The following is a 23,899-nucleotide window of genomic DNA, read 5'->3' on the forward strand; positions in this document are numbered from 1 at the left end:
GCGCGCGCTCAAACATGACGGCTGGGGTGGCATTCCTGGCGATGACGGCACTCACGGCCGCGCTGCTGGCCGGATTCCTCGGCGCGCTGCATCCGGCCCTCGATTCGTTCTCGCATTTTCGTATTCACCTGAGCGTGCTCACGGCGCTCCTGGCGGTGGCGCTGCTTGCCAGTTCGTACCGGCTGCAAGCGGCAGCAGCGCTGCTCTTCGCCCTCGCCTGCCTCGCCACGACGGCCAGCGCACTGCCCAGGTTGTGGCCGCAGCAGGCGGTCGCCAAACCTGCCGACCGTATCGTCTACAGCCTGCTGCAGATCAATCTTCGCTTCGACAATCCGACACCCAAGAAGGTGCTGTCGCTGATCGGCCGCACCAATCCTGACGTGATCACCCTCGACGAGGTGTCGGGAATGTGGACGAGAGAGCTCGGCTATATCACCGGCGCCTATCCGTACCGCATCCTCTGCCCCTACCCCAACGGCGTGTTCGGCGTCGCGCTGCTCTCGCGACGGCCTTTTGCCGCCGGCACGGCGCCGCATTGCGAGCCGCGCGGCGCGATGGCTACCGCCACGATCGATTTCGGCGGCACCGGCGTCGATGTCGCGGCAATCCATTTGAGCTGGCCGTGGCCGCGCGAGCAGTACTGGCAGATCGGCGAGCTGGCGGGGCCGCTTGCCGCGCTCGGCGAAACCGCCATCATGGCCGGCGACTGCAACGCCGTGCCGTGGAGCGCTGCAGTGCGTCGTGTCGCCTCGCTCGGCGGACTGAGCGTTATGCCGTCGGCCGGGCCGACCTGGATCCATCGGAAGCTACCGGATTTCATCCGGCGCTTCGCCGGCCTGCCGATCGACCAGGTGTTCAGCAAGGGCGCCGTGACCATCCACTCGGCGACGCGGCTGGAAGACGCCGGGTCCGACCACTTGCCGGTGCTGATCGAGTTCTCGTTGCGGTCCGACGGCCGACAGCCCGAGGACGAGCATCAGTCGGCGCTGGCGGCAAACGCACAACTTGGCAACACGGGCGGTTAGCGTCGCATTGCTTCCCGCCGCATCGCCGGTTTCTGCTTGTGCCGCTAAGGCCTGATCAAAGCAGCGACGAGGTGCTCGACATGACCGCCTTCGCGGTGCTCGCGGGCATCGAAGGCATTTTGCCTGGCCTCGTATTCGGCATAGACGGCCTGGATGCGCCGGCGCGCCTCGCTGCGCGCCTTGTAGCAATAAGGGTCGTTAGCGACCCTAAGACCGGTGATCGAGCGATCGGTGACGCGCATCATTTCCCGGGCAATGCGGCCATGGGTTCCCTCGTGGGCGCGCACGCCGGCGAAGAACCGGTTCCAGCGCTTCTTCAATGCAGGCGTGGCTGGCGACGCCAAGCGGGGGAAAGTGTAGAAGAGACTGAGCGTTCCGTTTGCCTGCCGTATCCGGCACGAGCCCTTGTCCTGGATAACGCCAAGCTCCCAGTCGGCCGTATAGGCGGTCTGGGCGATGGCATGCGTCATGAAGCCGTGCTTGGGACCTTTGCTGCCCATCGCCTCGATGAGCGCCGCGCCCGAATTGCCGGCAATGTCATAGGTGCGCGTCTGGACCAGCACCCTGGTGCCGGCCGAAGCCTGCGGCGCGCAGAGCGCGCCGAGAGCGACAAGGCATGTCAGAACCGCCATGCGCATAACCGTCTCCTCCCTATCCTTAGGGAAAGGGAACACAAGCAGGCAGCGGATTCAACAGCCTTGAGGTTGCGCCGTCGCAACCGGTATTGCTCGTAGGTGCCGCCTGTTACCCGGCTCTCGCCAGCCGCAGGATGGCGGCTGGCGAGCCGGCCCGGCCAGACGTGGGGCTCACATGCCTTGGTAGACCGGCCCCTCTCCGCCTTGCGGGGGCACCCAATTGATGTTCCGGTTCGGGTCCTTGATGTCGCAAGTCTTGCAGTGGACGCAGTTCTGCGCGTTGATGACGAAGCGCACGTCCTTGGCGGACGGATCGGCAGCGGCATTGCCGTCCTTGTCCACCCACTCATAGACGCCGGCCGGGCAGTAGCGGGTCGATGGCCCGGCGAACACGTCGTGCTCGGAACGCTGCTGCAGCGCCATGTCGCCGACGATGAGGTGCACGGGCTCATTTTCCTCATGGTTGGTGTTGGACAAAAACACCGAGGAGAGCCGGTCGAAGGTCAAGACGCCATCCGCCTTCGGATAAGCGATTTTCTGGTGCTTGGAGGCGGGCTCGAGCGTCGCATAGTCGGCCTTGCCGTGCTTCAGCGTGCCGAAGGGCGAGAAGCCGAACAGCGTGTTCAGCCACATGTCGAGACCACCGATGCCGACACCGACGATGGTGCCGAAGCGCGACCACAGCGGCTTCACGTTGCGCACCTTCTTCAGGTCCCTGCCGATGTCGCTGCCGCGCCAGGCGTCTTCATAGGAGGCGAGCTCGTCATTGGCCCGGCCGGCGGCAATGGCGTCCGCGACATGCTCGGCCGCCAGCATGCCGGACAGCACCGCATTGTGCGAGCCCTTGATGCGGGGCACGTTGACGAAGCCGGCCGCGCAGCCCATCAGCACGCCGCCCGGGAATGAAAGCTTCGGCACCGATTGCCAGCCGCCCTCGGTAATGGCGCGCGCGCCATAGCCGATCCGCTTGGCGCCCTCGAAGGTGCCTCTGATCGCCGGATGAGTCTTGAAGCGCTGGAATTCCTCGAAGGGCGAGAGCCAGGGGTTCTTATAGTTCAGATGGACGACGAAGCCGACCGCCACCTGGTTGTCTTCGAGATGGTAGAGGAAGGAGCCGCCGCCGGTTTTCATGTCGAGCGGCCAGCCGAAGGAGTGCTGCACCAGCCCCGGCTTGTGGTTCTCAGGCTTGACCTGCCAGAGTTCCTTGAGACCGATGCCGAATTTGCCGGGCTCGCGGCCGTCGGCAAGCTGGTATTTGTCGATCAGTTGCTTGGCCAAAGAGCCGCGCGCGCCCTCGCCGATCAGCACGTATTTGCCCATCAGCGCCATGCCCGGAGCGTAGGCCGGGCCATGCGTGCCGTCCTTCTCGACGCCCATGTCGCCAGTGATCACGCCGGTCACGGCGCCGGCTTCGTTGTAGACAAGGCTCGCCGCGGCAAAGCCCGGATAAATCTCGACGCCGAGCGCCTCGGCCTTGGTCGCCAGCCAGCGGCAGACATTGCCGAGCGAGACGATGTAATTGCCGTGATTGTTCATCAGCGGCGGCATCAGGAAGTTGGGCAGGCGGAAGGACCCGGCGGGGCCGAGCACCAGAAAATGATCGTCGGTGACAGGCGTCTTGAAAGGGTGCCCTTCCTCCTCGCGCCAGCCCGACAAAAGGCGGTCGATGCCGATCGGGTCGACGACGGCGCCGGACAGGATATGGGCGCCGACCTCGCCGCCTTTTTCCAGCACGACGACGGAAAGGTCGGGGTTGAGCTGCTTCAGGCGGATCGCCGCGGCAAGGCCGGCCGGACCGGCGCCGACGATGACCACGTCGAATTCCATGCTCTCGCGTTCGATTTCGCTCATCTGCCCCTCGCTGGCTTGCCCTATTCTCGCATTTTGCTGGCTCACGCGCTGCATAGCGCATCAATTCGCGACGCGAAACCGGCGCTGACGTGACAAAGCCGATTTCGACAAAAAGTCGCGGTGTTCCATGCGAAACAGCCATCAGACAGGCGACGGCGAAGCATAGGCCAGGGCCATGCAGTTGGAAGGCCAGGCCTGTCCGGCACGTTTTTAATTGTTCGACGGCTTGCTTATCGGCAATACTTGGCCCCATGCGCACTCCCGAGCCAACCGGCTTTTCATTGAAGCGCTTACTCTTCACGCCCGGCGTGCTCTGCCGCGCGGTTCTTCCGCTCCTCTTTTCGCTCGGCGCGGCCCAGGCCGATCCGCAGAAAGTCTGGGCGGCCGGCGCCTACTCCTTTTCCGACGAGCTCGGCGGCTTCCGCATCACCGGCGCTTCCGGAATTGGCACCAAGGATGACCCGCTGGTCATCACCGAGGAACTGAATTCGGCGACGCCAGTGACGCTGACCATCCGCGCGATCAGGCCGATCGAAGCCTTCGGCAGGGCCGGCAACGTGGCCAATGGGGTTATGTACATGCGCATCGACGTGCTCAACAACAGCTCCCTGCCCTGGGTCGAGTTCCAGTTCGAGTTGCAGGAAATCCTCGACCAGCCGAGCGTGTTCGGCGACGGCCTCTCCTTCGACCAGCGCAACAAGAATCCCGACAACATCGTCTCGAGCAACTTCGCCGATTTCGACCGCCAGTTCGAACCCTATGACCGGCTCTTGTTCAAGAACGGCAAGGTCGACCCGCTGAAGACGGCGACGTTCGAGTTCCTGATCACCGACTACACGCCGCGCTGGACATTTTTCCTGGTGCAGGATCCGCGCATACCGACGGGCTGACAGACATTGCGCTGAATGGCGAATTCCCGGCGGTTGCAAATCTTTGCCGCGCGGACGATGGTGGCGCCATGACTGCCGCCTCCCCCAACAACCCGATCGATATCGCAGAGCTGCTGGCCTTCTATGCCAGCACCGGCGTTGACGAGGCGCTGGAAGACACACCTGTCAACCGCTTCGCCGAGGCCAAGCCGAAGCAAGCCGAGCGCGCGCCGGCGCAGGCGGCGACCGCGCGTGAAAGCATGCCCCTGGAGCGGCCGGCATCGGAGCCCGGATTGGAGGCAGGCCGGGCGGCGGAACGGCCGGCGGCATCGACGGGACTTGACGCAAGCCAAGTGCCCGATGCGCCGCGGCGCCCGACGCTCACCACCGCCACGGTCCCCGACGAGGGGCAGATCAAGCTCGCGCGGCAGCTGGCGGCGAGCGCCTCGACGCTTGACGAACTGCGCCAGCAGATGGCGGCGTTCGACGGCTGCAATCTCAAATTCACCGCCAAGAACCTGGTCTTCGCCGACGGCAACCCGAATGCCGACCTGATGCTCGTCGGCGAGGCGCCGGGCCGCGACGAGGACCTCGAAGGGCTGCCCTTCGTCGGCCGCTCCGGACGGCTGCTCGACAGCATGCTGGCAGCGATCGGCCTCGACCGGACATCGGCCTATATTGCCAACGTCATCCCGTGGCGCCCGCCGGGCAACCGAACGCCGACGCCGCACGAGACCGAGATCTGCCGCCCGTTCATCGAAAGGCAGATCGAGCTGGTCAATCCGAAGGTGCTGGTCAATCTCGGCGGCCCTTCCGCCAAGACGCTGCTCAACACGACCGAGGGCATCCTCCGCCTGCGCGGCAATTGGCGCGTCCACACCACCCAGTCGGGCATTGCCATTCCAGCGATGCCGACGCTGCATCCGGCGTATCTGCTTCGCACGCCTGCACACAAGAAGCTGGCGTGGCGGGATTTTCTCGAGGTGAAGGCGAAACTGAGGGCGTTGGGGTGAAGCACCTCCCCTTCTCCCACAACAAGGGAGAAGGGGAGCGATAACCTCTAAGGTAATTGAATTACTCCCCTCGCCGGCCTACTCATCCCCCATGACAACACCCGACGTCTCAGCCGGCAGCCTCATTCGCGAGTGGCGCACGCGCCGGCGCATGAGCCAGCTCGACCTCGCCATGGAAGCCGATATCTCGCAGCGGCATCTCTCCTTCGTCGAAAGCGGCCGCGCCCAGCCTTCGCGCGAGATGGTGCTGCATCTGGCCGAGCAGCTTGCCATTCCTCTACGCCAGCGCAACCAGCTTTTGCTCGCGGCCGGCTTCGCGCCGAGCTTCAGCGAAAGGCGGCTGACCGATACGACGCTGGCGCCGGCGATGGCTGCGGTCGAGACGGTGCTCAAGGGCCACGAGCCCTTCCCGGCGCTGGCGGTCGACCGGCACTGGAACCTCGTTTGCGCCAACGCGGCGATCGGCCCGTTCCTGGCCGACGTCTCGGAGCCGTGGCTGCTCAAGCCGCCGGTCAATGTGCTGAGGCTCAGCCTGCATCCCGGTGGCGTCGCGCCGCGCATCGTCAACCTCGCGGAATGGCGCGCGCATCTGCTCGAGCGCCTCAAGCACCAGAACGACGCCACCGGCGATTCCATGCTGATCGAGTTGGAGAAGGAATTGCACGGCTATCCGTCCGGGCTGAGGAGCAGCCGGCCGGCGCCGGTCGAGCCAAGCGGCATCGTCCATCCGCTCAGGCTCGCGCATGGCGATCAGGTGCTGTCCTTCATCAGCACGATCACCGTCTTCGGTACGCCGCTCGACGTGACGCTGTCGGAGCTGGCGATCGAATCCTTCTTCCCCGCCGACGACCAGACGCGGACCGTGCTGGTGCGGCTGGCGAAGGAGCGGACGGCCGCTTCGTAGGCTTACCCCTGCGGCGGCGTCGCCCTTCGGGTGCGCGTGCGCTCGAGGCCAAGTTGCCTTTCGCGCCAGATGATGAAGATGCCGGCGGCAATCACAATCACGCCGCCGATCAGCGTGTTGAGCGACGTCACATCGCCGAACACAAGATAGCCGATGACGACGCCGAGAATCATCGAGCTATATTCGAAAGGCGCCACGACCGAAGCCTCGGCGTGGCGGTAGGCGGCCGTCATCAGGATCTGACCGAGCCCGCCGCAGAAGCCGGCCATGACAAGCAGCGCGGCTTGCATCGGCGTCAGCATCTGCCAGCCGAAAGGCAGGGTGAGCAGCGCCAGCACGCTCGCCGTCGAGGAAAACCACAGCACGATGGTCGCCGTCTTCTCGGTCTGCACGAGATTGCGTACCAGAAGCATGGCGACGGCCGAGATCGCCGCGGCGATCAGCGCCGCCATGACGCCAAGCACTTCCTGGTCGTCGAGCGCCTCGCCGGAATTCAACAGCGTCAGTTCCGGCCAGGAAACGATAAACACGCCGACGAGGCCGAAGGCGACCGCGGTCCAGCGATAGACGCGGATCGTCTCGCCCAGGAAGATCGAAGAGAACACCACGACCAGCAGCGGCTGGGCATAATTCAGCGTGATCGCTTCGGGAAGTGGCAACCTGGTCAGCGCGAAGAAGCCGAGCCCCATGGCGCCGACGCCGACGACGCCGCGCGCGATGTGGTTGAACGGCCGTTTCGTGGTGAATGCGGTGGCGAGCTGTCCCTTGAAGGCCAGAAAGGCGATGATCGGCAAGATGGCGAAGAAGGAGCGGAAGAAGACGATCTGTCCGGCGGGCACGGCGCCGGCCGCCTTGATGCAGGTCTGCATGCCGACAAAGACCGCCACGGAGACGATCTTCAGCGCAATGCCGCGCAGCGTATTGTGGCCGACGGGATGATCGACGGTCATCTTGCCTCGTGACGATGGTCGGAAAACGAAGCTCAGAAATAGACCCTGGCGCAGTTTTGTCGAGTGACCGTTTGGTGTAAAGAGCGCGGACTTTAGAATTCCCTCACCAGCAAAGCCTACTGCCCACCCGAATTGATAGGAAAAACGACGGAAATGCGCACAGATACCGGCCATGTCTTCAAGCTCGAAGACTACCGCCCCAGCGACTATCTCATTCCGCGGACCAGCCTCGATTTCCGTCTGTCTCCGGATGCCACCCGCGTCACTGCCGTGCTCACCGTCGAGCGACGCCAGGGGGTCGCCGCTTCGACGCAGCTGGCACTCGACGGCGACGGGCTGAAGCTGCTCAGCGTTGCCATCGACGGGCAGGTACTCCCGGAAGCCGACTATCAGGCTACGCCCGACCAGCTGATCATTCCGACGCCGCCGGCGGCACGGCGCTTCGAGCTTCGTCTCGAGACCGAGATCGCGCCGTCCAGCAACGAGGCGCTGATGGGCCTTTATCGCTCCAACAATGTCTATTGCACCCAATGCGAGGCGGAGGGGTTTCGCCGCATTACCTATTTCCTCGATCGTCCAGACGTCCTCTCGGTCTACACCGTGCGCATCGAGGCGCCGCACAACGAGGCGCCGCTGCTGCTGTCCAACGGCAACCCCGTAGAAAGCAGGGCGCTCGCGGATGGCCGGCACTATGCCGTCTGGCACGACCCCTTCCCGAAGCCTTCCTATCTCTTTGCGCTGGTGGCTGGCGCGCTCGGCATGGTCGCGGGAAGCTTCACCACCCTATCCGGCCGCAAGGTCGAGCTCGGCATCTATGTCGAGCCCGGCAAGGAGCGGCTCGCCGGCTACGCGATGGATGCGCTGAAGCGCTCGATGAAATGGGACGAGGAGGTCTTCGGCCGCGAATACGACCTCGACGTCTTCAACATCGTCGCCGTGTCAGACTTCAACATGGGCGCCATGGAGAACAAGGGCCTCAACATCTTCAACGACAAATATGTGCTGGCCGACGAGGAGACGGCGACCGATGCCGACTTCGCCAATATCGAGGCGATCATCGCGCATGAATATTTCCACAATTGGACAGGCAACAGGATCACTTGCCGCGACTGGTTCCAGCTCTGCCTGAAGGAAGGGCTGACGGTTTACCGCGACCACGAATTCTCGGCCGACCAGCGCTCGCGCGCGGTAAAGCGCATCGCCGAGGTGCGCACGCTGCGCGCGCATCAGTTCCCCGAGGACCAGGGGCCATTGGCGCATCCGGTCAGGCCGCGCCGATACCGCGAGATCAACAACTTCTACACGGCAACAGTCTACGAGAAGGGCTCGGAAGTGGTGCGCATGATCCGCACCATCCTCGGCGCGGAGACCTTCCGCGCCGGCATGGACCTCTATTTCGAGCGGCATGACGGCGAAGCGGCGACGATCGAGGACTTCCTCAAAGTGTTCGAGGACGTCTCGGGCCGAGACCTCGGGCAGTTCGCGCTCTGGTACCATCAGGCCGGCACGCCGAACCTGACGGTGAGTTCCTCCTACAATGCGGCGGCCAAGGCATTCACGCTGGAGATCGAACAGTCGGTGCCGCCGACGCCGTCGGAAAGCCGCAAGCGACTGATGCATATTCCCCTCGCCTTCGGCCTGGTCGGCGCCGGCGGCAAGCCTGTCGCCTGGACAGCCGTCGATGGCGCCACCGTCGAGGACGGCATCATCCATGTCCGAAAGCGGCGGCACACGGTGCGCTTCTCGGGGGTTTCGGAGCGGCCTTCGGTGTCGCTCAACCGCGGCTTCTCGGCGCCGATCACGCTCTCGGTGCAGCAGAAGGCCGACGACCAGTTCTTCCTGGCCAGCCATGACAGCGATCCTTTCTCGCGCTGGCAGGCCTTCAACACGCTGCTCACCGACGCGCTCATAGCGGCGTTCCGCCAGCTGCTGGGCGGCAAAGAGTCGGCCTTCGACGCAAAGCTCGCCGAGCTTGCCGGAAGCATTGCCCGCGACGAGACGCTGGAGCCGGCCTACCGGGCGCTGGCTCTGTCGCTGCCCGGCGAGGCCGATATTGCGCGCGACATCGGCCAGGGCATCGATCCCGACGCCATTTTCGTCGCCCGCGAGGCGCTGGCGCGGACGATTGCCATGGCGAATCGCGAGATCTTCTCGGCCCTTTACGCCAGCCTGGCCGACAACGGTCCGTTCACGCCCGACTCGGCAAGCGCTGGGCGCCGCGCGCTGCGCAACATCCTGCTCGATTACCTGTCGCTCCTGCCCGATGGCGCGGCGCTTGCCGCGCGGCATTTCAACGCCGCCACCAACATGACCGACCGCGCCGCGGCGCTGACCGTGCTGGCGCACCGTCATGCCGGCTCCGCGCAAGCGGAGGAGGCACTGTCGGCCTTCGAGATGAGATACCGCGGCGATGCGCTGGTGCTCGACAAATGGTTCCAGATCCAGGCCGGAGTGCCGGGACCGCTGACCGTCGAAAACGTGCGCGCGCTGATGCAGCACCCTGCCTTCTCGATCGCAAATCCGAACCGGGTGCGCTCGCTGATCGGCACCTTCTCCAGCGCCAACCAGACCGGCTTCCATCTTTCCGGCGGCCACGGCTACCGCTTCTTCGCCGAGACAGTGCTGGAGGTCGAGAAGCGCAACCCGCAAGTGGCAGCACGGCTGGCGACGGCGCTCAGGTCCTGGCGCTCGCTGGAACCGGTCCGGCAGAACAAGGCAAGGCAGGCACTGCTGCAGATCGCGAACGCCGACAACCTGTCGGCCGACTTGCGCGACATCGTGGAGCGGACGCTGGTGTGATTAGCAATCTCCCCCCTCGTGGGGGAGATCAGCAGTTTCGACGAATTTCAATCAACTTTTAATCTTTTTTGGCCGCGCCTCTGGACAAGGCGAATCACCTTTGATTCCTTATTGACGATTCGGACGTGCGGCGTAGCCGGATCGTCAAGTATGCGGCAAATCGGGGAGTGCCATTTATGGCCAAGACGGACGCGTGGGGCGCGCCCGGAGGGAGAGCTTTTGCGCGTCGCGAGGCAAGGAGCGGCGGGCCTGCCGGCAATGCGCGTCTGATCGCCGAACCCGCCTACCAGCGGCTGCTGGCGGCGGAACCGCTGCTGCGCCGCTCCATCCCGGCACTGATAATCATCTTCCTGATCGTCATCGCCGCACTGCGCTTCCTGTCGCTGGTGAACGACCGCGACGAGGTCGAACGCGACGCCAAGTCGGTGCTGGCGTTAGCCGCCGGCCAGATGGCACAGGCGATTACGGCCGACCCGAACGCAGCCGGCGTGAATGCGACGGACCTTCTGGAGAAGACCAGCCGCCAGGGCGCCATGGGTCGCAACCACGTGCTGGCCATCACCGACGGCGCTTTCAAGATCGCCGCGGTAACGCCATTGTCGACCGGCTGGCAGGGACGCTCGCTGGACAGCCTCGTGCTCGGCGGCCAGCCGCTGTTCATGTTCGGCGACCGCGCCGGCGTTATGGATGTCAGCATCGGCGGCAAGGACTGGTTCGCCGCCGTCAGCCTCACCGGCGACCGCAAGAACGCCGCGGCGGTGCTGGTGCCCAAGGAGGCGGTGTTCGACAGCTGGCGCAAGACGGTGTCGCTCAACGTCACGTTGTTCGTGCTGACGGCCGGCGTGCTGATCGTCATCCTTTACGCCTATTTCGGCCAGGCGGCGCGCGCCCAGGCGGCCGACCGCATCTATCTCGAAGCGCATCAGCGCATCGACATGGCGCTGGTGCGCGGCCGCTGCGGGTTGTGGGACTGGGACATGGTGCGCGGCAAGATGTACTGGTCGCGCTCGATGTACGACATGCTAGGCTACGAGCCTTGCGACACAATGCTGTCCTTCGGCGAGGTCGACGAGATCATCCATCCCGAGGACGGCGACCTCTTCGAGCTCGCCAACTGCATCGTCGAGCGCGAGATCGACCATATCGACCAGGTGTTCCGCATGCGCCACGCCGACGGCCAATGGGTGTGGATGCGCGCCCGCGCCCAGGTGATCGACCCGGAAGCGCCCGAGATCCAGCTGATCGGCATCGCCGTCGACGTCACCGAGCAGCGGCATCTCGCGCTGCGCTCGGAAGCGGCGGACATGCGGCTGCGCACGGCGATCGAGAACATCAACGAATCCTTCGTGCTATGGGATGCCGCCGAACGGCTGATCATGTGCAACTCCAAATTCCAGCAGGACAACGGGCTCTCGGACCGCGACGTGATGCCGGGCGCAACCCGCGACATGCTGGAGGAGCGCATGCTCGCCTTCGCCTCGGAGCGCAGGCTGGCCAACGCCAACGGGCCGCATGGCGGTGTGACGCTGGAGCGCCAGCTCGCCGACGGACGCTGGCTGCAGGTCAACGAGCTCAGGACCAGAGACGGCGGCATCGTCTCGGTCGGCTCCGACATCACCCAGATCAAGCTGCATCAGGAAAAGCTGGTCGACAGCGAGCGCCGCCTGATGGCGACCATCCACGATCTTAGCCTCGCCCGCCGGGCCGAGGAGGAACGCGCCAAGGAGCTTGTCGAGCTCAATCGCAAATACATGAAGGAAACCGAGCGCGCCGAGGCCGCCAACCGGGCGAAGTCCGAATTCCTCGCCAATATGTCGCATGAACTGCGCACACCGCTCAACGCCATAATCGGCTTCTCCGAGCTGATGCAGCAAGGCCTGTTCGGACCGCTGGGTTCGGAGCGCTACGAGGAATATGCCAGCGACATCAACGGCAGCGGCAAATACCTGCTCGGCGTCATCAACGACATTCTCGACATGTCGAAGATCGAGGCCGGCCAGTTCTCGCTTGACCGCGAGGAAATCGACCTCTGCCCGCTGATCAGGGAAACGGTTCGCGTCATCTCGCTGCAGGCGGCGGAGAAGTCGATCACGGTAGAGACGCGCATCGCCGATGCGATGCGGCTCTACGCCGACCGCCGCGCGATCAAGCAGATCGCAATCAATCTGCTCTCCAACGCGGTGAAGTTCACCGGACAGGGCGGCAAGATCACGGTCAGGGCGCGCAGCGCCTCAGGCGCGCTGGTGCTCACCATCGAGGACAATGGCTGCGGTATCCCGAAGCAGGCGCTGAGCAAGCTCGGGCGGCCGTTCGAGCAGGTGCAAAACCAGTTCTCCAAGAACCACACCGGTTCCGGCCTGGGCCTCGCCATCTCGCGTTCGCTCGCCGAACTGCAGGGGGGCGCGCTGAAGATTCGCTCCACCGAAGGCGTCGGCACCATCGTTTCGGTGCGCATCCCGCTGAAGAAGGCGCCGCCCATGGTCAAGGTGGCGGCTTAGCTGGCGCGCTGAAATTCGAAACGCCGGCGTCAAGGAATGACGCGTGGATTACCCTCGCGAGATCGACGCTCCCGCGCGAAGCAGAAGGTCGAAATCCTTCCGAATCTTTCGCGACGTCTCCTTGAGATGTGCTTCGAGCACACCGAAATCCGGCAGGTCGGTGGCCGCCAGAAGCAGATCAGAAAGCCCAGGCGGAACATCGTCGCGCTGGAACTCGCCGGTAAGGCAGAGCCTGATCATCTGGGTCAGCGCGAGATAGAGCCTCCAGGCCTCGCAAAGCTCCTGCCGAACATCAGGCGCCGCGTAACCGGGGGCCAGCCGCGCCAGCACTTCCGCCGTCGCGGTTGCCCGCCTACCAGCCTCGACCGCGCCGGTGATGACCGCGACCTGGGCGATGAATTCAAGGTCGATCAGGCCGCCGGGGATCAGCTTGATGTCCCAGAGATCGCGCGGCGGCTTTTCCGTGTCGATCAGCGCCCGCATCTCGGAGGCATCCGCCTTCACCTTGGCGCCGTCGCGCGGCTGGGCGAGAACCGCCGCGACCTCGTCCTCGACCTCGGCGCAAAGCGCTGCGTCACCGCCGATGGCGCGTGCTCGTGCCAGCGCCATATGCTCCCAGGTCCAGGCATCCTGCCGCTGATATTTCTTATAGGCATCGACATGGGTGGCGACGGGCCCCTTGTTGCCGGAGGGGCGCAAGCGAAGGTCGAGCTCATACAGGACGCCTTCGGCCGTCGGCGCCGAGACGGCGGCGATCAGCCGCTGCGTCATGCGGGTGTAGTAGTGTGAGGGCGCCAGCGGCTTCTCGCCATCGGAGTCTTCCGCATCCGCATCGTGGTCATAAAGCAGGATCAGATCGACATCCGAGCCGGCAGTGAGCTCGCGGCTGCCCAGCTTGCCCATGCCGAGGAGCGCGACCCTGCCCCCGGCAATCCTGCCATGGCGCAACGCGAACTCGGCGATGACTGCGTTGAGCGCCGCTTCGATCGTGAGGTCGGCCAGGTCGGAGAAGGCGCGACCGGCGCGCCCGGGATCGATGGAGCCCGCAAGCAGCCGCACGCCGATCAGGAATTTCTGCTCGGAGGCGAAGATACGCAGCCGGTCAAGCACATCCTCATAGGCGCGGTCGCCCTCGATGAAGGCCGCAAGCCGCGCCGAGAGGTAGGCGCGGTCGGGCAGTTCCGCGAGCAACGCCGGATCGAGCAGACCGTCGAACACATGCGGGCGGCGCGTGATGATGGCGGCGAGCCGCGGAGCGGCGCCCATGATCGTCGCCATCAGCTTGAGCAGTGCCGGATTGGACTGCAAAAGCGAGAAGAGCTGGATGCCAGCCGGCAGGCCGGCGAGGAACTCGTCGAAGCGGATCAGCGCCTCGTCGGCGCGGCGCGTCTGGCCGAAGGCTTTCAGCAGCGCCGGCGTCAGTTCCGTCAGCCGCTCGCGCGCCTCCGCCGACTGGGTGACGCGGTATCGGCCGAAATGCCAGCCGCGAATGACACGGCAGATGTCGCTCGGCCGCTGAAAGCCGAGGCGATGCAAGGTCTGCAGCGTGTCGGGATCGTCGACATCACCGGTGAAGACCAGATTGCCGACGCCGGCCGACAGTTCGGGTGCCGTCTCGAACAGCGCCGCATAATGGCGCTCGACCTGCTGCAGCGAGGCGCGGAAAGCTTCCGCGAATTCCGCCTCGCCGGTGAAGCCGAGCATCAGCGCGATACGCTCCAGTTCCTCGTCCTCTTCCGGCAGGACATGTGTCTGCTCGTCGGCCACCATCTGGACGGCATGCTCGACACGGCGCAGGAACCAGTATTGTCGGGTGAGCGCATCGCGCGCATCGGCGGTGATCCAGCCGCGTGCGGCGAGCGCGTCCAGCATCGGCACCGTTTCGCGGCCCCGCAGTTCCGGGAAGCGGCCGCCGGCAATCAGCTGCTGCGTCTGGACGAAGAACTCGATCTCGCGGATGCCGCCGCGGCCGAGCTTGACGTTATGGCCTTTCACCGCGATCTCGCCGTGGCCCTTGTGGGCATGGATCTGGCGCTTGATCGAATGGACGTCGGCGATCGCGGCGTAATCCATGTATTTCCGCCAGACATAGGGCTGCAATTCCTTGAGGAAGGCCGAGCCCGAGGCAAGGTCTCCGGCCACCGGCCGCGCCTTGATCATGGCGGCGCGCTCCCAGTTCTGGCCGCGGGCCTCATAATAACGAAGCGCCGCCTCGACCGGGATCGCCAGTGGGGTCGAGCCGGGATCGGGGCGCAACCTCAGATCGGTGCGGAAGACATAGCCATGCTCGGTGCGGTCCTGCAGGATGCGCACGAGACGGCGGGTGAGGCGCGAGAACAGCTCCGTCGCATCGAGCGGATCGACCACCGCCGGCGCCTCCGGATCGAAGAAGACGACGAGGTCTATGTCGGAGGAAAAATTCAGCTCATGCGCGCCGAGCTTGCCCATGCCGAGCACAATCCAGCTCGAGCCGCGAGCCGGGTCTTCCGGATGGGGCAGCTTGAGCTTGCCCTGCCCGTGCGCGTCGAGCAGCAGGAAATCGACGGCGGCGCGTGTGCAAGCATCCGCCAGGTCGCTCAGACGGCGCACCGTCAGCGCGGTTTCGGCCTCGCCGGACAGATCGGCCAGCGCGATCAGGAAATGCGCTTCGGCCTTGAACTGCCTGAGTTCCATCATCAGGCTCGATTCCGAAACATTGTCGGCCCGTGCAGCGCGATCGACCGCCTCGCCGATCTCGTTGAGACGCGCTTCGATCGTCTGGTCGAACAGCTTGTCGAGAATGGCCGGCCGGCGGCGGGCCGTATCACGCAGGAACGGCGACAGGTCGAAGATGGCGGCGAGCAATTCCTGCAGTGCTCCCTGGCCGGCGAGGAACGCGGCCAGACGCGGAAGGCCGTCTTGCTCGGCCGCGTCAGCGATCTCGGACAATTCCCTCCGGGCATGGTCGCCGCCGAGCGGGCGAAGCGCCAGCGTCGGTCGGAGTTGCCATCCCGTATCGATCTTCTTTTTTGCCATCCTGGCCGCCATCAATGCGTCTCCCGGGCCGGGAAACTCATGACTACGGACAATCCGGGATTGGCGGGCAGAAGATCAAGCCTGCCGTTATGGAAAGTCATGATCGCCTTGGCGAGGCTAAGGCCCAGACCCGATCCCGGCTGCGAACGGCTCTTCTCCAGCCGCACGAAACGCTCGGTGACCCTGGCGCGGTCGGCATCGTCGGGAATGCCAAGGCCATTGTCGGAAACGGCGAGCTTGACCTCGCCGCCGATGCGCTCCAGCGTGACGCGCACTTTCGGGCTCTCGGCGGCGCCGGTCGAGTATTTGATGGCGTTGTCGACGATGTTCGACAGTGCCTGGCCGATCAGCTCGCGATTGCCGTTGATGGTAACCGCCTCCGGCACCGAGGTTTCCAGCACGACGCCCGCCTCTTCCGCCACCGGCTCGTAGAGCTCGACGACATCGCTCACCGTGGCGGCGAGGTCGACCGGGCCGGTTGTTTCGGAGGAATAGCCGGCCTCCAGCCGCGAGATCATCAGGATGGCGTTGAAGGTCTTGATGAGCTGGTCGGACTCGGCGATCGTTCCCTCCAGCGCCTGACGGTAGTCCGTCGTCTTGCGCTTGCCGGCAAGGGTGGCTTCGGCGCGGTTGCGCAGCCTGGTCAGCGGCGTCTTCAGATCGTGAGCGATGTTGTCGGAGACCTGCTTCAGCCCCTCGTTCAGCATGGCGATACGGGCAAGCATCGTGTTGAGGTTTTCGGACAGGCGGTCGAATTCGTCACCGGCGCCGGTCACCGGCAGCCGTCCGCTGAGGTCGCCGCCCATGATGCGGCGACTTGCGTCGGAGACGCTGTCGATGCGTTTCAGCGCGGCGCGCCCGACGAAGAACCAGATCAAGAGGCCGCCGAGCCCCATCATGCCCAGCGCCAGCATCAGCGCGCGGCGGATGACGGCGCGGAAGCGCTCGGGCTCGCCAAGATCGCGGCCGACCAGCAAGATCATCTGATTGGGCAGTCGCAGCACCAGCGCGATAGCGTTGTGGCCTTCTTCGCCTTCCGACCGAGCGCTGCTGTCGCCCGGGGACGGCGCGCTCTGATCGGTGCCACCACCACGCAACCGGTCGAGTTCGCCCTCACCGAAGCGATGGTACGAAAAGGGCTCCGTCGTCCAGCCCTCGGTTTCGATGATTCCCGGCTCCAGGCTCTGCACATTGCCGGTCAGGATCTGGCCGTTGGCGTCGGCGATCAGATAGAGGTTGGCGCCAGGCTGGCGCGAGCGGGCTTCAACCACGCGCACCAGCAACGGCAGGCCGCCATTTTTGTATGCGCGAGCCAAGCCGAGGATCTCGTCATTGATCGTGTCCTGGGTCTGCGCCGTCAGCATGCGCGCCGAGAGCGACGTCATGTAAAAGACGAGCAGCACGGCGCAGATCGCGAAAAGCAGAAGGTAAAGCGCCGAGAGCCGGGCCGCCGTCGTCTTCATGATGGCCGGCAGGGAAAGAGCCATGTGCGCCTAGATCAGGATGACGATTGGCTGCATGGTAACCCCTTGTCGTAGCATAATCTTTTCCAAAACCGGTTTCCCCTTTTTGCGTTGGCTCTTCGGTTCGGGATCATGCTCTAGCCGCCTTTCAGCATGTAGCCGGCGCCGCGGATGGTGTGCAGGATCGGTTTGTCGAAACCCTTTTCGATCTTGCCGCGCAGGCGCGAGACATGAACGTCGATGACGTTGGTCTGCGGATCGAAATGATAGTCCCAGACATTTTCCAGCAGCATGGTGCGCGTCACCACCTGGCCGGCGTGGCGCATCAGATATTCCAGCAGGCGGAACTCGCGCGGCTGCAGCGTGATCTCGCGGCCGGCGCGCTTCACCGAATGCGACAGACGGTCGAGCTCGAGATCGCCGACGCGGTAGACGGTCTCGGTTTCCCGGGCGCCGGCGCGACGGTTCAACACCTCGACGCGGGCAAGCAATTCGGAAAAAGCGTAGGGTTTGGTGAGATAATCGTCGCCGCCGGCGCGCAGCCCGGTGACGCGGTCGTCGACCTCGCCCAGCGCCGACAGGATCAGCACCGGCGTGGTGTTGCCGCGCGAGCGGAGCGCTGCGATCACCGACAGCCCGTCGCGGCGCGGCATCATGCGGTCGACCACCATCACGTCATAGTCGCCGGCGTCGGCAAGCGCGAAGCCGGTCTCGCCGTCCCCGGCGACATGGGCGGTGTGGCCCGCCTCGGCGAAGGCTTTCTGCAGGTAGTCCGCAGCCTCGCGGTCGTCTTCCATGACGAGAATCTTCATGGAGCCGTTATACGCGATTTCACTGGAAGGTTGAGGGGCAGCCATGACTCAGCGCCTTTGCGTTCGCCAGCCGCATGTCGTGATCCCAGACCGGTACCCACTTGCGGGCACCGTGCTTGGCAAGCGGCAGCGGGTGATGGGAAACCCGCTGCCGCAGGAGCGAAACACGGTGACTGACTGACGTGCTCGGCCCCATGTTTTCCCGGCGGCGGCTCGGGGGTGTTGAAACCGCCGCAAGGAAAAGTCGCTGAGCAATTCCAGGAAAGGCGTGAAGCGGGTTTCCGTCCGGAATTGCGTCAAACAGAGAGTTAGAGCGGTTCTGCGTTCTCGAGGAGCGATTGAACCGCTCTCTCAGATCAGCCCTTTCCGACCGGCAGCGCGACGAAGCGGTTGCTATCGTCGCGGGTGATCTGCATCAGCACGGCCTTGCGGCCCGACTTGGAGGCATCGGTCATGGCCTTGGAAACGTCGTCGGTAGTGTTCACCTCGTTCGAATTGATCGAGGTGATGACGTCGCCGGGCTGGATGCCGCGGTCGGCCGCATCGCTGTCCGGATCGACATCGGTGACCACCAGGCCCTTGCCGTTTTCCGACTTGGTGACGGTGAGGCCGAGATCGGCAAGCGTATCGGCCTTGGCGGGAGCCGCCTGCTTGTTGCCGCCTTCGTTCGAGGCCTGCTTGTCGCTCGAAGGCAGTGTGCCGAGGTCCACCTTGACCGTCTCGTTCTTGCCGTTGCGCCAGACAGTGACATCAACCGACTTGCCCGGCGCATAAGCGCCGATCATGCGGGCGAGTTCCTTCGGCGAGGCGACGTCCTTGCCGTCGACCTGGGTGATGACATCGCCGGCGACGATGCCTGCCTTCTTGCCGGGACCAGCGTCCTGCGCGCTCGAAACCAGCGCGCCCTTGTCCGACTTCAGGCCGAGCGACTCGGCGATGTCGGAGGTGACCGGCTGGATCTCGACGCCGAGCCAGCCGCGCTGGACGGAGCCGTTCTTCATCAGGTCTTCGACCACCTGCTTGGCGGTCGAGGCCGGGATGTCGAAGGCGATGCCGACGCTGCCGCCCGACGGCGAGAAGATGGCGGTGTTGATGCCGATCACCTGGCCGTTGAGGTTGAAGGTCGGACCGCCCGAATTGCCGCGGTTGACCGAGGCGTCGATCTGGATGAAGTCGTCATAGGGGCCGGCGCCGATGTCGCGGCCGCGGGCCGAAACGATGCCTGCGGTGACGGTGCCGCCGAGGCCGAACGGGTTACCGACCGCCACGACCCAATCGCCGATGCGGATCTTGGAGTCGTCGGCGAAGTCGACATAGGTGAACTTGCCGCCGCCATCGACCTTCAGCACGGCGAGGTCGGTGCGCGGATCGGTGCCGATCAGCTTGGCGTCGAGCTCCTTGCCGTCATTGGTGACGACGGTGAAGTCGGAGCCTTCCGAAACCACGTGATTGTTGGTGACGAGGTAGCCGTCCTCGGAAATGAAGAAGCCCGAACCTTGAGCGACAGGGCGCGGCTCGCCATTGCCGTGGTTGCGGTGGTTGAACCGGGGCATGCCGAACTGGCCGCCCTGATCGCCGAAGCCGCGGAACTCCCTGAAGAAGCGGCGCAGCTGCGGATTGTCCGGCAGGTTGTCGAAGCCGTTCTGATCGTCGGAGCCGTCATCGGCCGTCGGCTGGATCTTGGCCTTCACCTTGACGCTGACCACCGCCGGCGAGACGCGCTCGACGACGTCGGCGAAGCTCGGAACCTGTGGAGCCTCGACACGCACAGCATCGGCCAGCACGGGCGCAGTGCCGGTGGCAAGCGCGCCTGCGCCGACCGCACCAATCACGGCCAGGGACGCGACAGCCGCTATCAGGCGCTTGCGGGTGCTTGAATATGAATCGGGGGCAATATTCATGGGTCTCGTTTCCTCTTTCGAAGTGGATGCGCTCAGGAGAGCATCCTCGGAAAGAGACTTAGTGAGGCGCACATTACGGCGCCATTTCCGATATATGAAAATTTTGTAATGTTGGCGCTTTAATCGCGCAGCAGCTTGTCCAGCGCCGCCTGTTCCTCGGCGCTGAGCGTGCTGTCCGGCGCCGGGCGGCGCGAACGGGTGCTGAGCACGATGAAGATGCCGCCGGCCAGAAGCAGAAGCGCCGGGGTGCCCCACAAAAGCGCGTTGCGCAGGCTGAAGCGCGGCTTCAAGAGCACGAACTCGCCGTAGCGTGAGACGATGTAATCCATCACCTGCTGGTCGGTATCGCCGGCGACGAGGCGCTGGCGCACGAGGATGCGCAGGTCGCGGGCCAGATCGGCGTCGGATTCGTCGATCGACTGGTTCTGGCAGACCATGCAGCGCAAGCCTTCGGAAAGCGCGCGTGCGCGAGCCTCCAGCGCCGGATCGGGCAGCACCTCATCGGGCTTCACCGCCTGTACCGCGCCGGCGAAGACCAACGCCAGCAGGAGGATCAGCGAGGCGAGCGAAAACTTCGCTTTCATGTCGGGCTCGCGGGTAAGGCAGCGGCAGCCGGCTTGCGGCGCCTCGCGGGCGCGCCAACGCGCAGGCGGCGGTCGAGCAGCGACATGGCGGCGCCCGCCATCATCACCAGTCCGCCGCCCCAGATCAGCGTCACCAACGGCTTCCACCACAGGCGCACGACGACCGAGCCGTCCTTGCCCTCATCGCCGAGCGACAGATAGAGCTGGCTCACACCCAGCGTCCTGATGCCGGACTCGGTCGTTACCGTCTGCCGCACCGGATAGAAGCGTTTTGCAGAGGTGATCTCGCCATCGGCATTGTCATCGGCGCCAATCAGCAGGAAGCGGCCGCGCTCCTCGGTGAAGTTTGGGCCTTTCTGGGGAAACAGTCCTTCGAAGCGCAGCGTGTGGCCGGAAAGTTCCACCGTCTCGCCGACGCGCATGGTGAGAATCTTCTCCGTGCCGAACGAAAGCGTGCCGACGATGCCGAGCAAGGTGAGCCCGAGGCCGAGATGGGCAAGCGCGGTGCCGAAGACCGAGCGCGGCAGGCCGGCAAAGCGTCTCAGCATGTCGGCCGGCGCCACCGAGCCGATGCCCGACTTGACGGCAAGGTCGGTCAGCGCGCCGGCGACAAGCCAGACGGCGAGGCCGACGCCAAGCGCAGCGAAGACCGAGGCGCCATCGATGAACAGGCCGGTGACCAGCATCGCGGCGATCGCCAGCCCGAAGGCCGCCATCAGGCGCTGCGAGGCGGCAAGGACGTCGCCGCGCTTCCAGGCAAGCAGCGGACCAAACGGCACGATGGCGAGCAGCGGCAGCATCAGCGGGCCGAAGGTCAGGTCGAAGAAGGGCGCGCCGACCGAGATCTTGCCGCCGGTGATGGCCTCAAGCGCCAGCGGGTAGAGCGTGCCGACGAGCACCGTCGCGGTCGCCGTGGTCAGGAACAGATTGTTGAGCACGAGCGCGCCTTCGCGCGAGATCGGCTGGAACAGGCCACCTGCGGTCAGGGTGGAAGCGCGCAGCGCAAACAGCGCCAGCGAGCCGCCGATGAACAGCGTCAGGATGCAGAGGATAAAGACGCCGCGCGCCGGATCGGTGGCGAAGGCATGCACGGAAGTCAGCACGCCAGAGCGGACAAGAAAGGTGCCGAGCAGCGACAGCGAGAAGGTGAGGATGGCAAGCAGCAGCGTCCAGATCTTCAGCGCCGAGCGCTTTTCCATGACGATTGCCGAATGGAGGAGCGCCGTGCCGGCGAGCCAGGGCATGAAGGAAGCGTTCTCGACCGGGTCCCAGAACCAGAAGCCGCCCCAGCCAAGCTCGTAATAGGCCCAATAGGAGCCCATGGCGATGCCGCCGGTCAAAAACATCCAGGCGACCAGCGTCCAGGGCCGCACCCAGCGCGCCCAGGAGGCGTCGATGCGGCCTTCGATCAGGGCTGCGACCGAGAAGGAGAAGCAGATCGAGAAACCGACATAGCCGAGATAGAGCAGCGGCGGATGGATGGCGAGGCCGAGGTCCTGCAGGATCGGGTTGAGATCGCGGCCCTCGATCGGCGCCGGGTTCAGCCGGATGAAGGGATTGGACGTCGCCAGGATAAACAGGAAGAAGGCGGCGCCGATCATGCCCTGCACGGCCAGAACATTGGCTTTGAGCGTCGCTGGCAAGTTGGAACCGAAGACAGCGACGAGCGCGCCGAAGAAGGTCAGGATCAGCACCCAGAGCAGCATCGAGCCTTCGTGGTTTCCCCAGGTGCCGGTGATCTTGTAGATCATCGGCTGCAGCGAATGGGAGTTTTCCCAGACGCTCGCCACCGAGAAATCGGAGCCGGCATAGGCGGTGGCAAGAGCGGTGAAGGACAGCGCGGTCAGCGCAAAGCCGGTGACCGAGACCGGGCCGCCGACCGCCATCAGCCGCTGGTTGCCGGTGCGGGCGCCGACCAACGGCACCAGCATCTGCACCAGCGACAGCGCGAAGGCGAGGACGAGCGCGAAATGTCCGGTCTCAACCATTATTGGCTCTTGCTCTCCTGCCACACGCCCTTGGCTTTCAAGCGGTCGGCGACTTCCTTGGGCATATAGCGCTCGTCGTGCTTGGCTAAAACGCTATCGGCAACGAAGACGCCGTCCGGGCCGAAAGCGCCTTCGGTGATGACCCCCTGCTCCTCGCGGAAGAGGTCGGGCAGGATGCCGGTATAAGTGACCTTGACCGATTTCTGCATGTCGGTGACCGAAAAGGCGACGGTCGCGCCCTGACCGCGAACGATGGTGCCTTTTTCGACGAGCCCGCCAAGGCGAATGCGCTGTCCGGGCTGGACGGTTGCGGCGGCGAGGTCGGCGGGCATGTAGAAATACGAAGCCTTCTGGCCGAGCGCGTAGAAGGTAAGACCGGCAGCAGCGCCGAGGAAGGCCAACCCTGCGAGGATCACCGACAATCGCTTCTGCTTGCGCGTCATGGCCTACTCCGTCGCCGTCACGCCGAGGGAGGCGGCAAAGGCGGTGAATTTCTTGGCCTGCTCGCTGTCGGCGCCGAAGACGGCAACCGCGCGGCCGAGCGCGTCGCGCGCCCGGTCGGCCTTGCCGAGCACGACATAGGAACGAATGAGCCGCATCCACCCTTCCTCGTCGCGCGGATTTTGTTTCAGCCGGTCGTCGAGGCTGGCGACCATGGTCTCGATCATTGCCTGCCGGTCCTGCGGCGCCATCTGCCGCGCCGCCTCGACCTGCCCGGCATCCGGGCCGGTCGCCGGCTTGCCTGCCGCCGCCGGCGGCTCGGCCGTTTCGGCGAGCGCCTGCTGGACGGCGCTGCGCCAGGGCGAATCGGGCGCAAGCTGACCGAGCATCTTTTGCCAAGCGGCGGCGGCTTCCGCCTTCCTGCCTTCCTGGGCCAGGCCCATCGCCAGATAGAAATTGGCCTTGGCGTTGGCGGGATCGAGCTTCAAGGCCGCGTCGAAGGCGCCCTGAGCCTCGGCCGTGACGATCCCGCCGGCAGCGTTGGCGATCGCCTCGCCAAGGCCGGCCTGGCGCACGGCGCTGTCGCCGTCGAGGCGGATGGCGTTGCGATAGGCGGTCACCGCGTCGGCGTAGCGCTGCAGGCGCAGATAAACCGGCGCCAGCACGTCCCAGCCCTTGCCGTCCGACGGATTGGCGGCGAGATGCGCCTCGGCGCGGGCAACCAGCTCGTCGACCGAGGACTCGGCAGGGTTCTTGGCCAGCCGCTCGGCCAGCGGCTGCGAGGGCAGATCCGGCGAGCCGAGTGAGCCGTAAAGTCCCCAGCTAACCAGCGGCACCGCCAGCACGGCGGCGGTGGCGACCAGCTTCGCGGCGCGCGCAGGGCGCGGCGCTCGCGCGCTTGCCTGGCTGTGCGAGCCGAGACGCAGAATGCGGCGGCCGATCTCGGCGCGCGCTTCCTCCGCCTCGCCCGGCTGGATGAGACCGCGCGCCATGTCGCGGTCGAGTTCCGAAAGCTGGTCGCGATAGACTTCGAGATCGTGATCGCCGGCGGTCGATGCGGCTTTCGTGCCGCCGGCCAGCGGCAAAAGCACCGCCAGGCTGGCGCCCAGCGTAAGGATTGCAGCTATGACCCAGAACAGCATGGCTATTCC

The 23,899-nt window shown here is 65.2% G+C and carries 17 protein-coding genes; 6 read left to right on the forward strand and 11 right to left on the reverse strand.

Annotated elements, in window-relative coordinates:
* The first annotated feature begins 41 nt into the window (after window positions 1-41).
* Window positions 42-1,025, forward strand: coding sequence for an endonuclease/exonuclease/phosphatase family protein (locus tag P9228_RS19505; protein WP_245307403.1), 984 nt, complete (start codon window positions 42-44; stop codon window positions 1,023-1,025).
* 44 nt (window positions 1,026-1,069) lie between these two features.
* Here the strand turns inward: P9228_RS19505 and P9228_RS19510 are convergent, their stop codons facing one another.
* Together P9228_RS19510 and P9228_RS19515 are read right to left on the reverse strand one after the other, a co-directional pair.
* Complete coding sequence (locus tag P9228_RS19510) at window positions 1,070-1,663, reverse strand: DUF922 domain-containing protein (protein ID WP_066997555.1); 594 nt, start codon at window positions 1,661-1,663, stop codon at window positions 1,070-1,072.
* Between the two features lie 168 nt (window positions 1,664-1,831).
* Window positions 1,832-3,511, reverse strand: a complete 1,680-nt coding sequence (locus tag P9228_RS19515; RefSeq protein ID WP_278055013.1) for an electron transfer flavoprotein-ubiquinone oxidoreductase — start codon at window positions 3,509-3,511, stop codon at window positions 1,832-1,834.
* 251 nt (window positions 3,512-3,762) lie between these two features.
* Here P9228_RS19515 and P9228_RS19520 point away from each other — a divergent pair, with 251 nt between their 5' ends.
* From P9228_RS19520 to P9228_RS19530, 3 genes are all read left to right on the forward strand, one after another.
* Window positions 3,763-4,401, forward strand: a complete 639-nt coding sequence (locus tag P9228_RS19520) for a hypothetical protein (protein ID WP_095777876.1) — start codon at window positions 3,763-3,765, stop codon at window positions 4,399-4,401.
* Between the two features lie 68 nt (window positions 4,402-4,469).
* On the forward strand, window positions 4,470-5,393 hold the full coding sequence (locus tag P9228_RS19525; protein ID WP_278055015.1) for a uracil-DNA glycosylase family protein: 924 nt from the start codon (window positions 4,470-4,472) through the stop codon (window positions 5,391-5,393).
* Window positions 5,394-5,484: 91 nt separating this feature from the next.
* Complete coding sequence (locus tag P9228_RS19530) at window positions 5,485-6,297, forward strand: helix-turn-helix transcriptional regulator (protein ID WP_278055017.1); 813 nt, start codon at window positions 5,485-5,487, stop codon at window positions 6,295-6,297.
* Window positions 6,298-6,299: 2 nt separating this feature from the next.
* Here the strand turns inward: P9228_RS19530 and P9228_RS19535 are convergent, their stop codons facing one another.
* A complete protein-coding gene (locus P9228_RS19535) occupies window positions 6,300-7,247 on the reverse strand; it encodes a DMT family transporter (RefSeq protein ID WP_278055018.1) in 948 nt (315 codons plus the stop codon).
* A 153-nt stretch (window positions 7,248-7,400) separates the two neighbouring features.
* Here P9228_RS19535 and pepN point away from each other — a divergent pair, with 153 nt between their 5' ends.
* Window positions 7,401-10,046 carry an aminopeptidase N gene (gene pepN, locus P9228_RS19540; RefSeq protein ID WP_278055020.1) on the forward strand — a complete coding sequence of 882 codons (2,646 nt, stop codon included), beginning with the start codon at window positions 7,401-7,403 and terminating at the stop codon, window positions 10,044-10,046.
* Window positions 10,047-10,222: 176 nt separating this feature from the next.
* Window positions 10,223-12,544 (forward strand): PAS domain-containing sensor histidine kinase, encoded by a 2,322-nt coding sequence (locus tag P9228_RS19545; RefSeq protein ID WP_278055022.1) that lies wholly within the window; start codon window positions 10,223-10,225, stop codon window positions 12,542-12,544.
* A 48-nt stretch (window positions 12,545-12,592) separates the two neighbouring features.
* On the opposite strand, the gene P9228_RS19550 is transcribed toward P9228_RS19545, so the two are convergent.
* From P9228_RS19550 to ccmI, 8 genes are all read right to left on the reverse strand, one after another.
* Window positions 12,593-15,571: a bifunctional [glutamine synthetase] adenylyltransferase/[glutamine synthetase]-adenylyl-L-tyrosine phosphorylase gene (locus P9228_RS19550; RefSeq protein WP_278055024.1), complete on the reverse strand. Its 2,979-nt coding sequence runs from the start codon at window positions 15,569-15,571 to the stop codon at window positions 12,593-12,595.
* Window positions 15,571-17,046 (reverse strand): HAMP domain-containing sensor histidine kinase, encoded by a 1,476-nt coding sequence (locus tag P9228_RS19555; RefSeq protein WP_278055026.1) that lies wholly within the window; start codon window positions 17,044-17,046, stop codon window positions 15,571-15,573. Before P9228_RS19555 ends, P9228_RS19550 begins: the two co-directional genes overlap by 1 nt.
* Before the next feature lie 113 nt (window positions 17,047-17,159).
* Window positions 17,160-17,834 carry a response regulator transcription factor gene (locus P9228_RS19560; RefSeq protein ID WP_066997584.1) on the reverse strand — a complete coding sequence of 225 codons (675 nt, stop codon included), beginning with the start codon at window positions 17,832-17,834 and terminating at the stop codon, window positions 17,160-17,162.
* Window positions 17,835-18,190: 356 nt separating this feature from the next.
* Window positions 18,191-19,735, reverse strand: coding sequence for a Do family serine endopeptidase (locus P9228_RS19565; RefSeq protein ID WP_095800149.1), 1,545 nt, complete (start codon window positions 19,733-19,735; stop codon window positions 18,191-18,193).
* Window positions 19,736-19,854: 119 nt separating this feature from the next.
* Window positions 19,855-20,319 carry a cytochrome c-type biogenesis protein gene (locus P9228_RS19570; protein ID WP_278055030.1) on the reverse strand — a complete coding sequence of 155 codons (465 nt, stop codon included), beginning with the start codon at window positions 20,317-20,319 and terminating at the stop codon, window positions 19,855-19,857.
* The gene (locus P9228_RS19575) at window positions 20,316-22,307 is read right to left on the reverse strand and encodes a heme lyase CcmF/NrfE family subunit (RefSeq protein ID WP_278055032.1); all 1,992 of its coding nucleotides are present in this window, start codon (window positions 22,305-22,307) and stop codon (window positions 20,316-20,318) included. The genes P9228_RS19570 and P9228_RS19575 overlap by 4 nt, the downstream gene beginning before the upstream one ends.
* Window positions 22,307-22,750, reverse strand: a complete 444-nt coding sequence (gene ccmE, locus P9228_RS19580) for a cytochrome c maturation protein CcmE (protein WP_127326081.1) — start codon at window positions 22,748-22,750, stop codon at window positions 22,307-22,309. Before ccmE ends, P9228_RS19575 begins: the two co-directional genes overlap by 1 nt.
* A 3-nt stretch (window positions 22,751-22,753) precedes the next feature.
* Entirely contained in the window at window positions 22,754-23,890 is a 1,137-nt protein-coding gene (gene ccmI / locus P9228_RS19585) for a c-type cytochrome biogenesis protein CcmI (protein ID WP_127241378.1), read from the reverse strand.
* Window positions 23,891-23,899 lie beyond the last annotated feature (9 nt).

Origin of the sequence: Mesorhizobium sp. WSM4898, from assembly GCF_029625845.1 — a bacterium.
In the GTDB taxonomy this organism is placed as follows: domain Bacteria; phylum Pseudomonadota; class Alphaproteobacteria; order Rhizobiales; family Rhizobiaceae; genus Mesorhizobium.

Bases quoted from the DNA above. Each gene is read 5' to 3' on its own strand.
- pepN (WP_278055020.1), top strand. From the start codon at position 7,401: ATGCGCACAGATACCGGCCATGTCTTCAAGCTCGAAGACTACCGCCCC.
- P9228_RS19520 (WP_095777876.1), top strand. From the start codon at position 3,763: ATGCGCACTCCCGAGCCAACCGGCTTTTCATTGAAGCGCTTACTCTTC.
- P9228_RS19560 (WP_066997584.1), bottom strand. From the start codon at position 17,834: ATGAAGATTCTCGTCATGGAAGACGACCGCGAGGCTGCGGACTACCTG.
- ccmI (WP_127241378.1), bottom strand. From the start codon at position 23,890: ATGCTGTTCTGGGTCATAGCTGCAATCCTTACGCTGGGCGCCAGCCTG.
- ccmE (WP_127326081.1), bottom strand. From the start codon at position 22,750: ATGACGCGCAAGCAGAAGCGATTGTCGGTGATCCTCGCAGGGTTGGCC.
- P9228_RS19530 (WP_278055017.1), top strand. From the start codon at position 5,485: ATGACAACACCCGACGTCTCAGCCGGCAGCCTCATTCGCGAGTGGCGC.
- P9228_RS19545 (WP_278055022.1), top strand. From the start codon at position 10,223: ATGGCCAAGACGGACGCGTGGGGCGCGCCCGGAGGGAGAGCTTTTGCG.
- P9228_RS19575 (WP_278055032.1), bottom strand. From the start codon at position 22,307: ATGGTTGAGACCGGACATTTCGCGCTCGTCCTCGCCTTCGCGCTGTCG.
- P9228_RS19505 (WP_245307403.1), top strand. From the start codon at position 42: ATGACGGCACTCACGGCCGCGCTGCTGGCCGGATTCCTCGGCGCGCTG.
- P9228_RS19525 (WP_278055015.1), top strand. From the start codon at position 4,470: ATGACTGCCGCCTCCCCCAACAACCCGATCGATATCGCAGAGCTGCTG.
- P9228_RS19535 (WP_278055018.1), bottom strand. From the start codon at position 7,247: ATGACCGTCGATCATCCCGTCGGCCACAATACGCTGCGCGGCATTGCG.
- P9228_RS19570 (WP_278055030.1), bottom strand. From the start codon at position 20,319: ATGAAAGCGAAGTTTTCGCTCGCCTCGCTGATCCTCCTGCTGGCGTTG.
- P9228_RS19515 (WP_278055013.1), bottom strand. From the start codon at position 3,511: ATGAGCGAAATCGAACGCGAGAGCATGGAATTCGACGTGGTCATCGTC.
- P9228_RS19565 (WP_095800149.1), bottom strand. From the start codon at position 19,735: ATGAATATTGCCCCCGATTCATATTCAAGCACCCGCAAGCGCCTGATA.
- P9228_RS19510 (WP_066997555.1), bottom strand. From the start codon at position 1,663: ATGCGCATGGCGGTTCTGACATGCCTTGTCGCTCTCGGCGCGCTCTGC.
- P9228_RS19550 (WP_278055024.1), bottom strand. From the start codon at position 15,571: ATGGCGGCCAGGATGGCAAAAAAGAAGATCGATACGGGATGGCAACTC.
- P9228_RS19555 (WP_278055026.1), bottom strand. From the start codon at position 17,046: ATGGCTCTTTCCCTGCCGGCCATCATGAAGACGACGGCGGCCCGGCTC.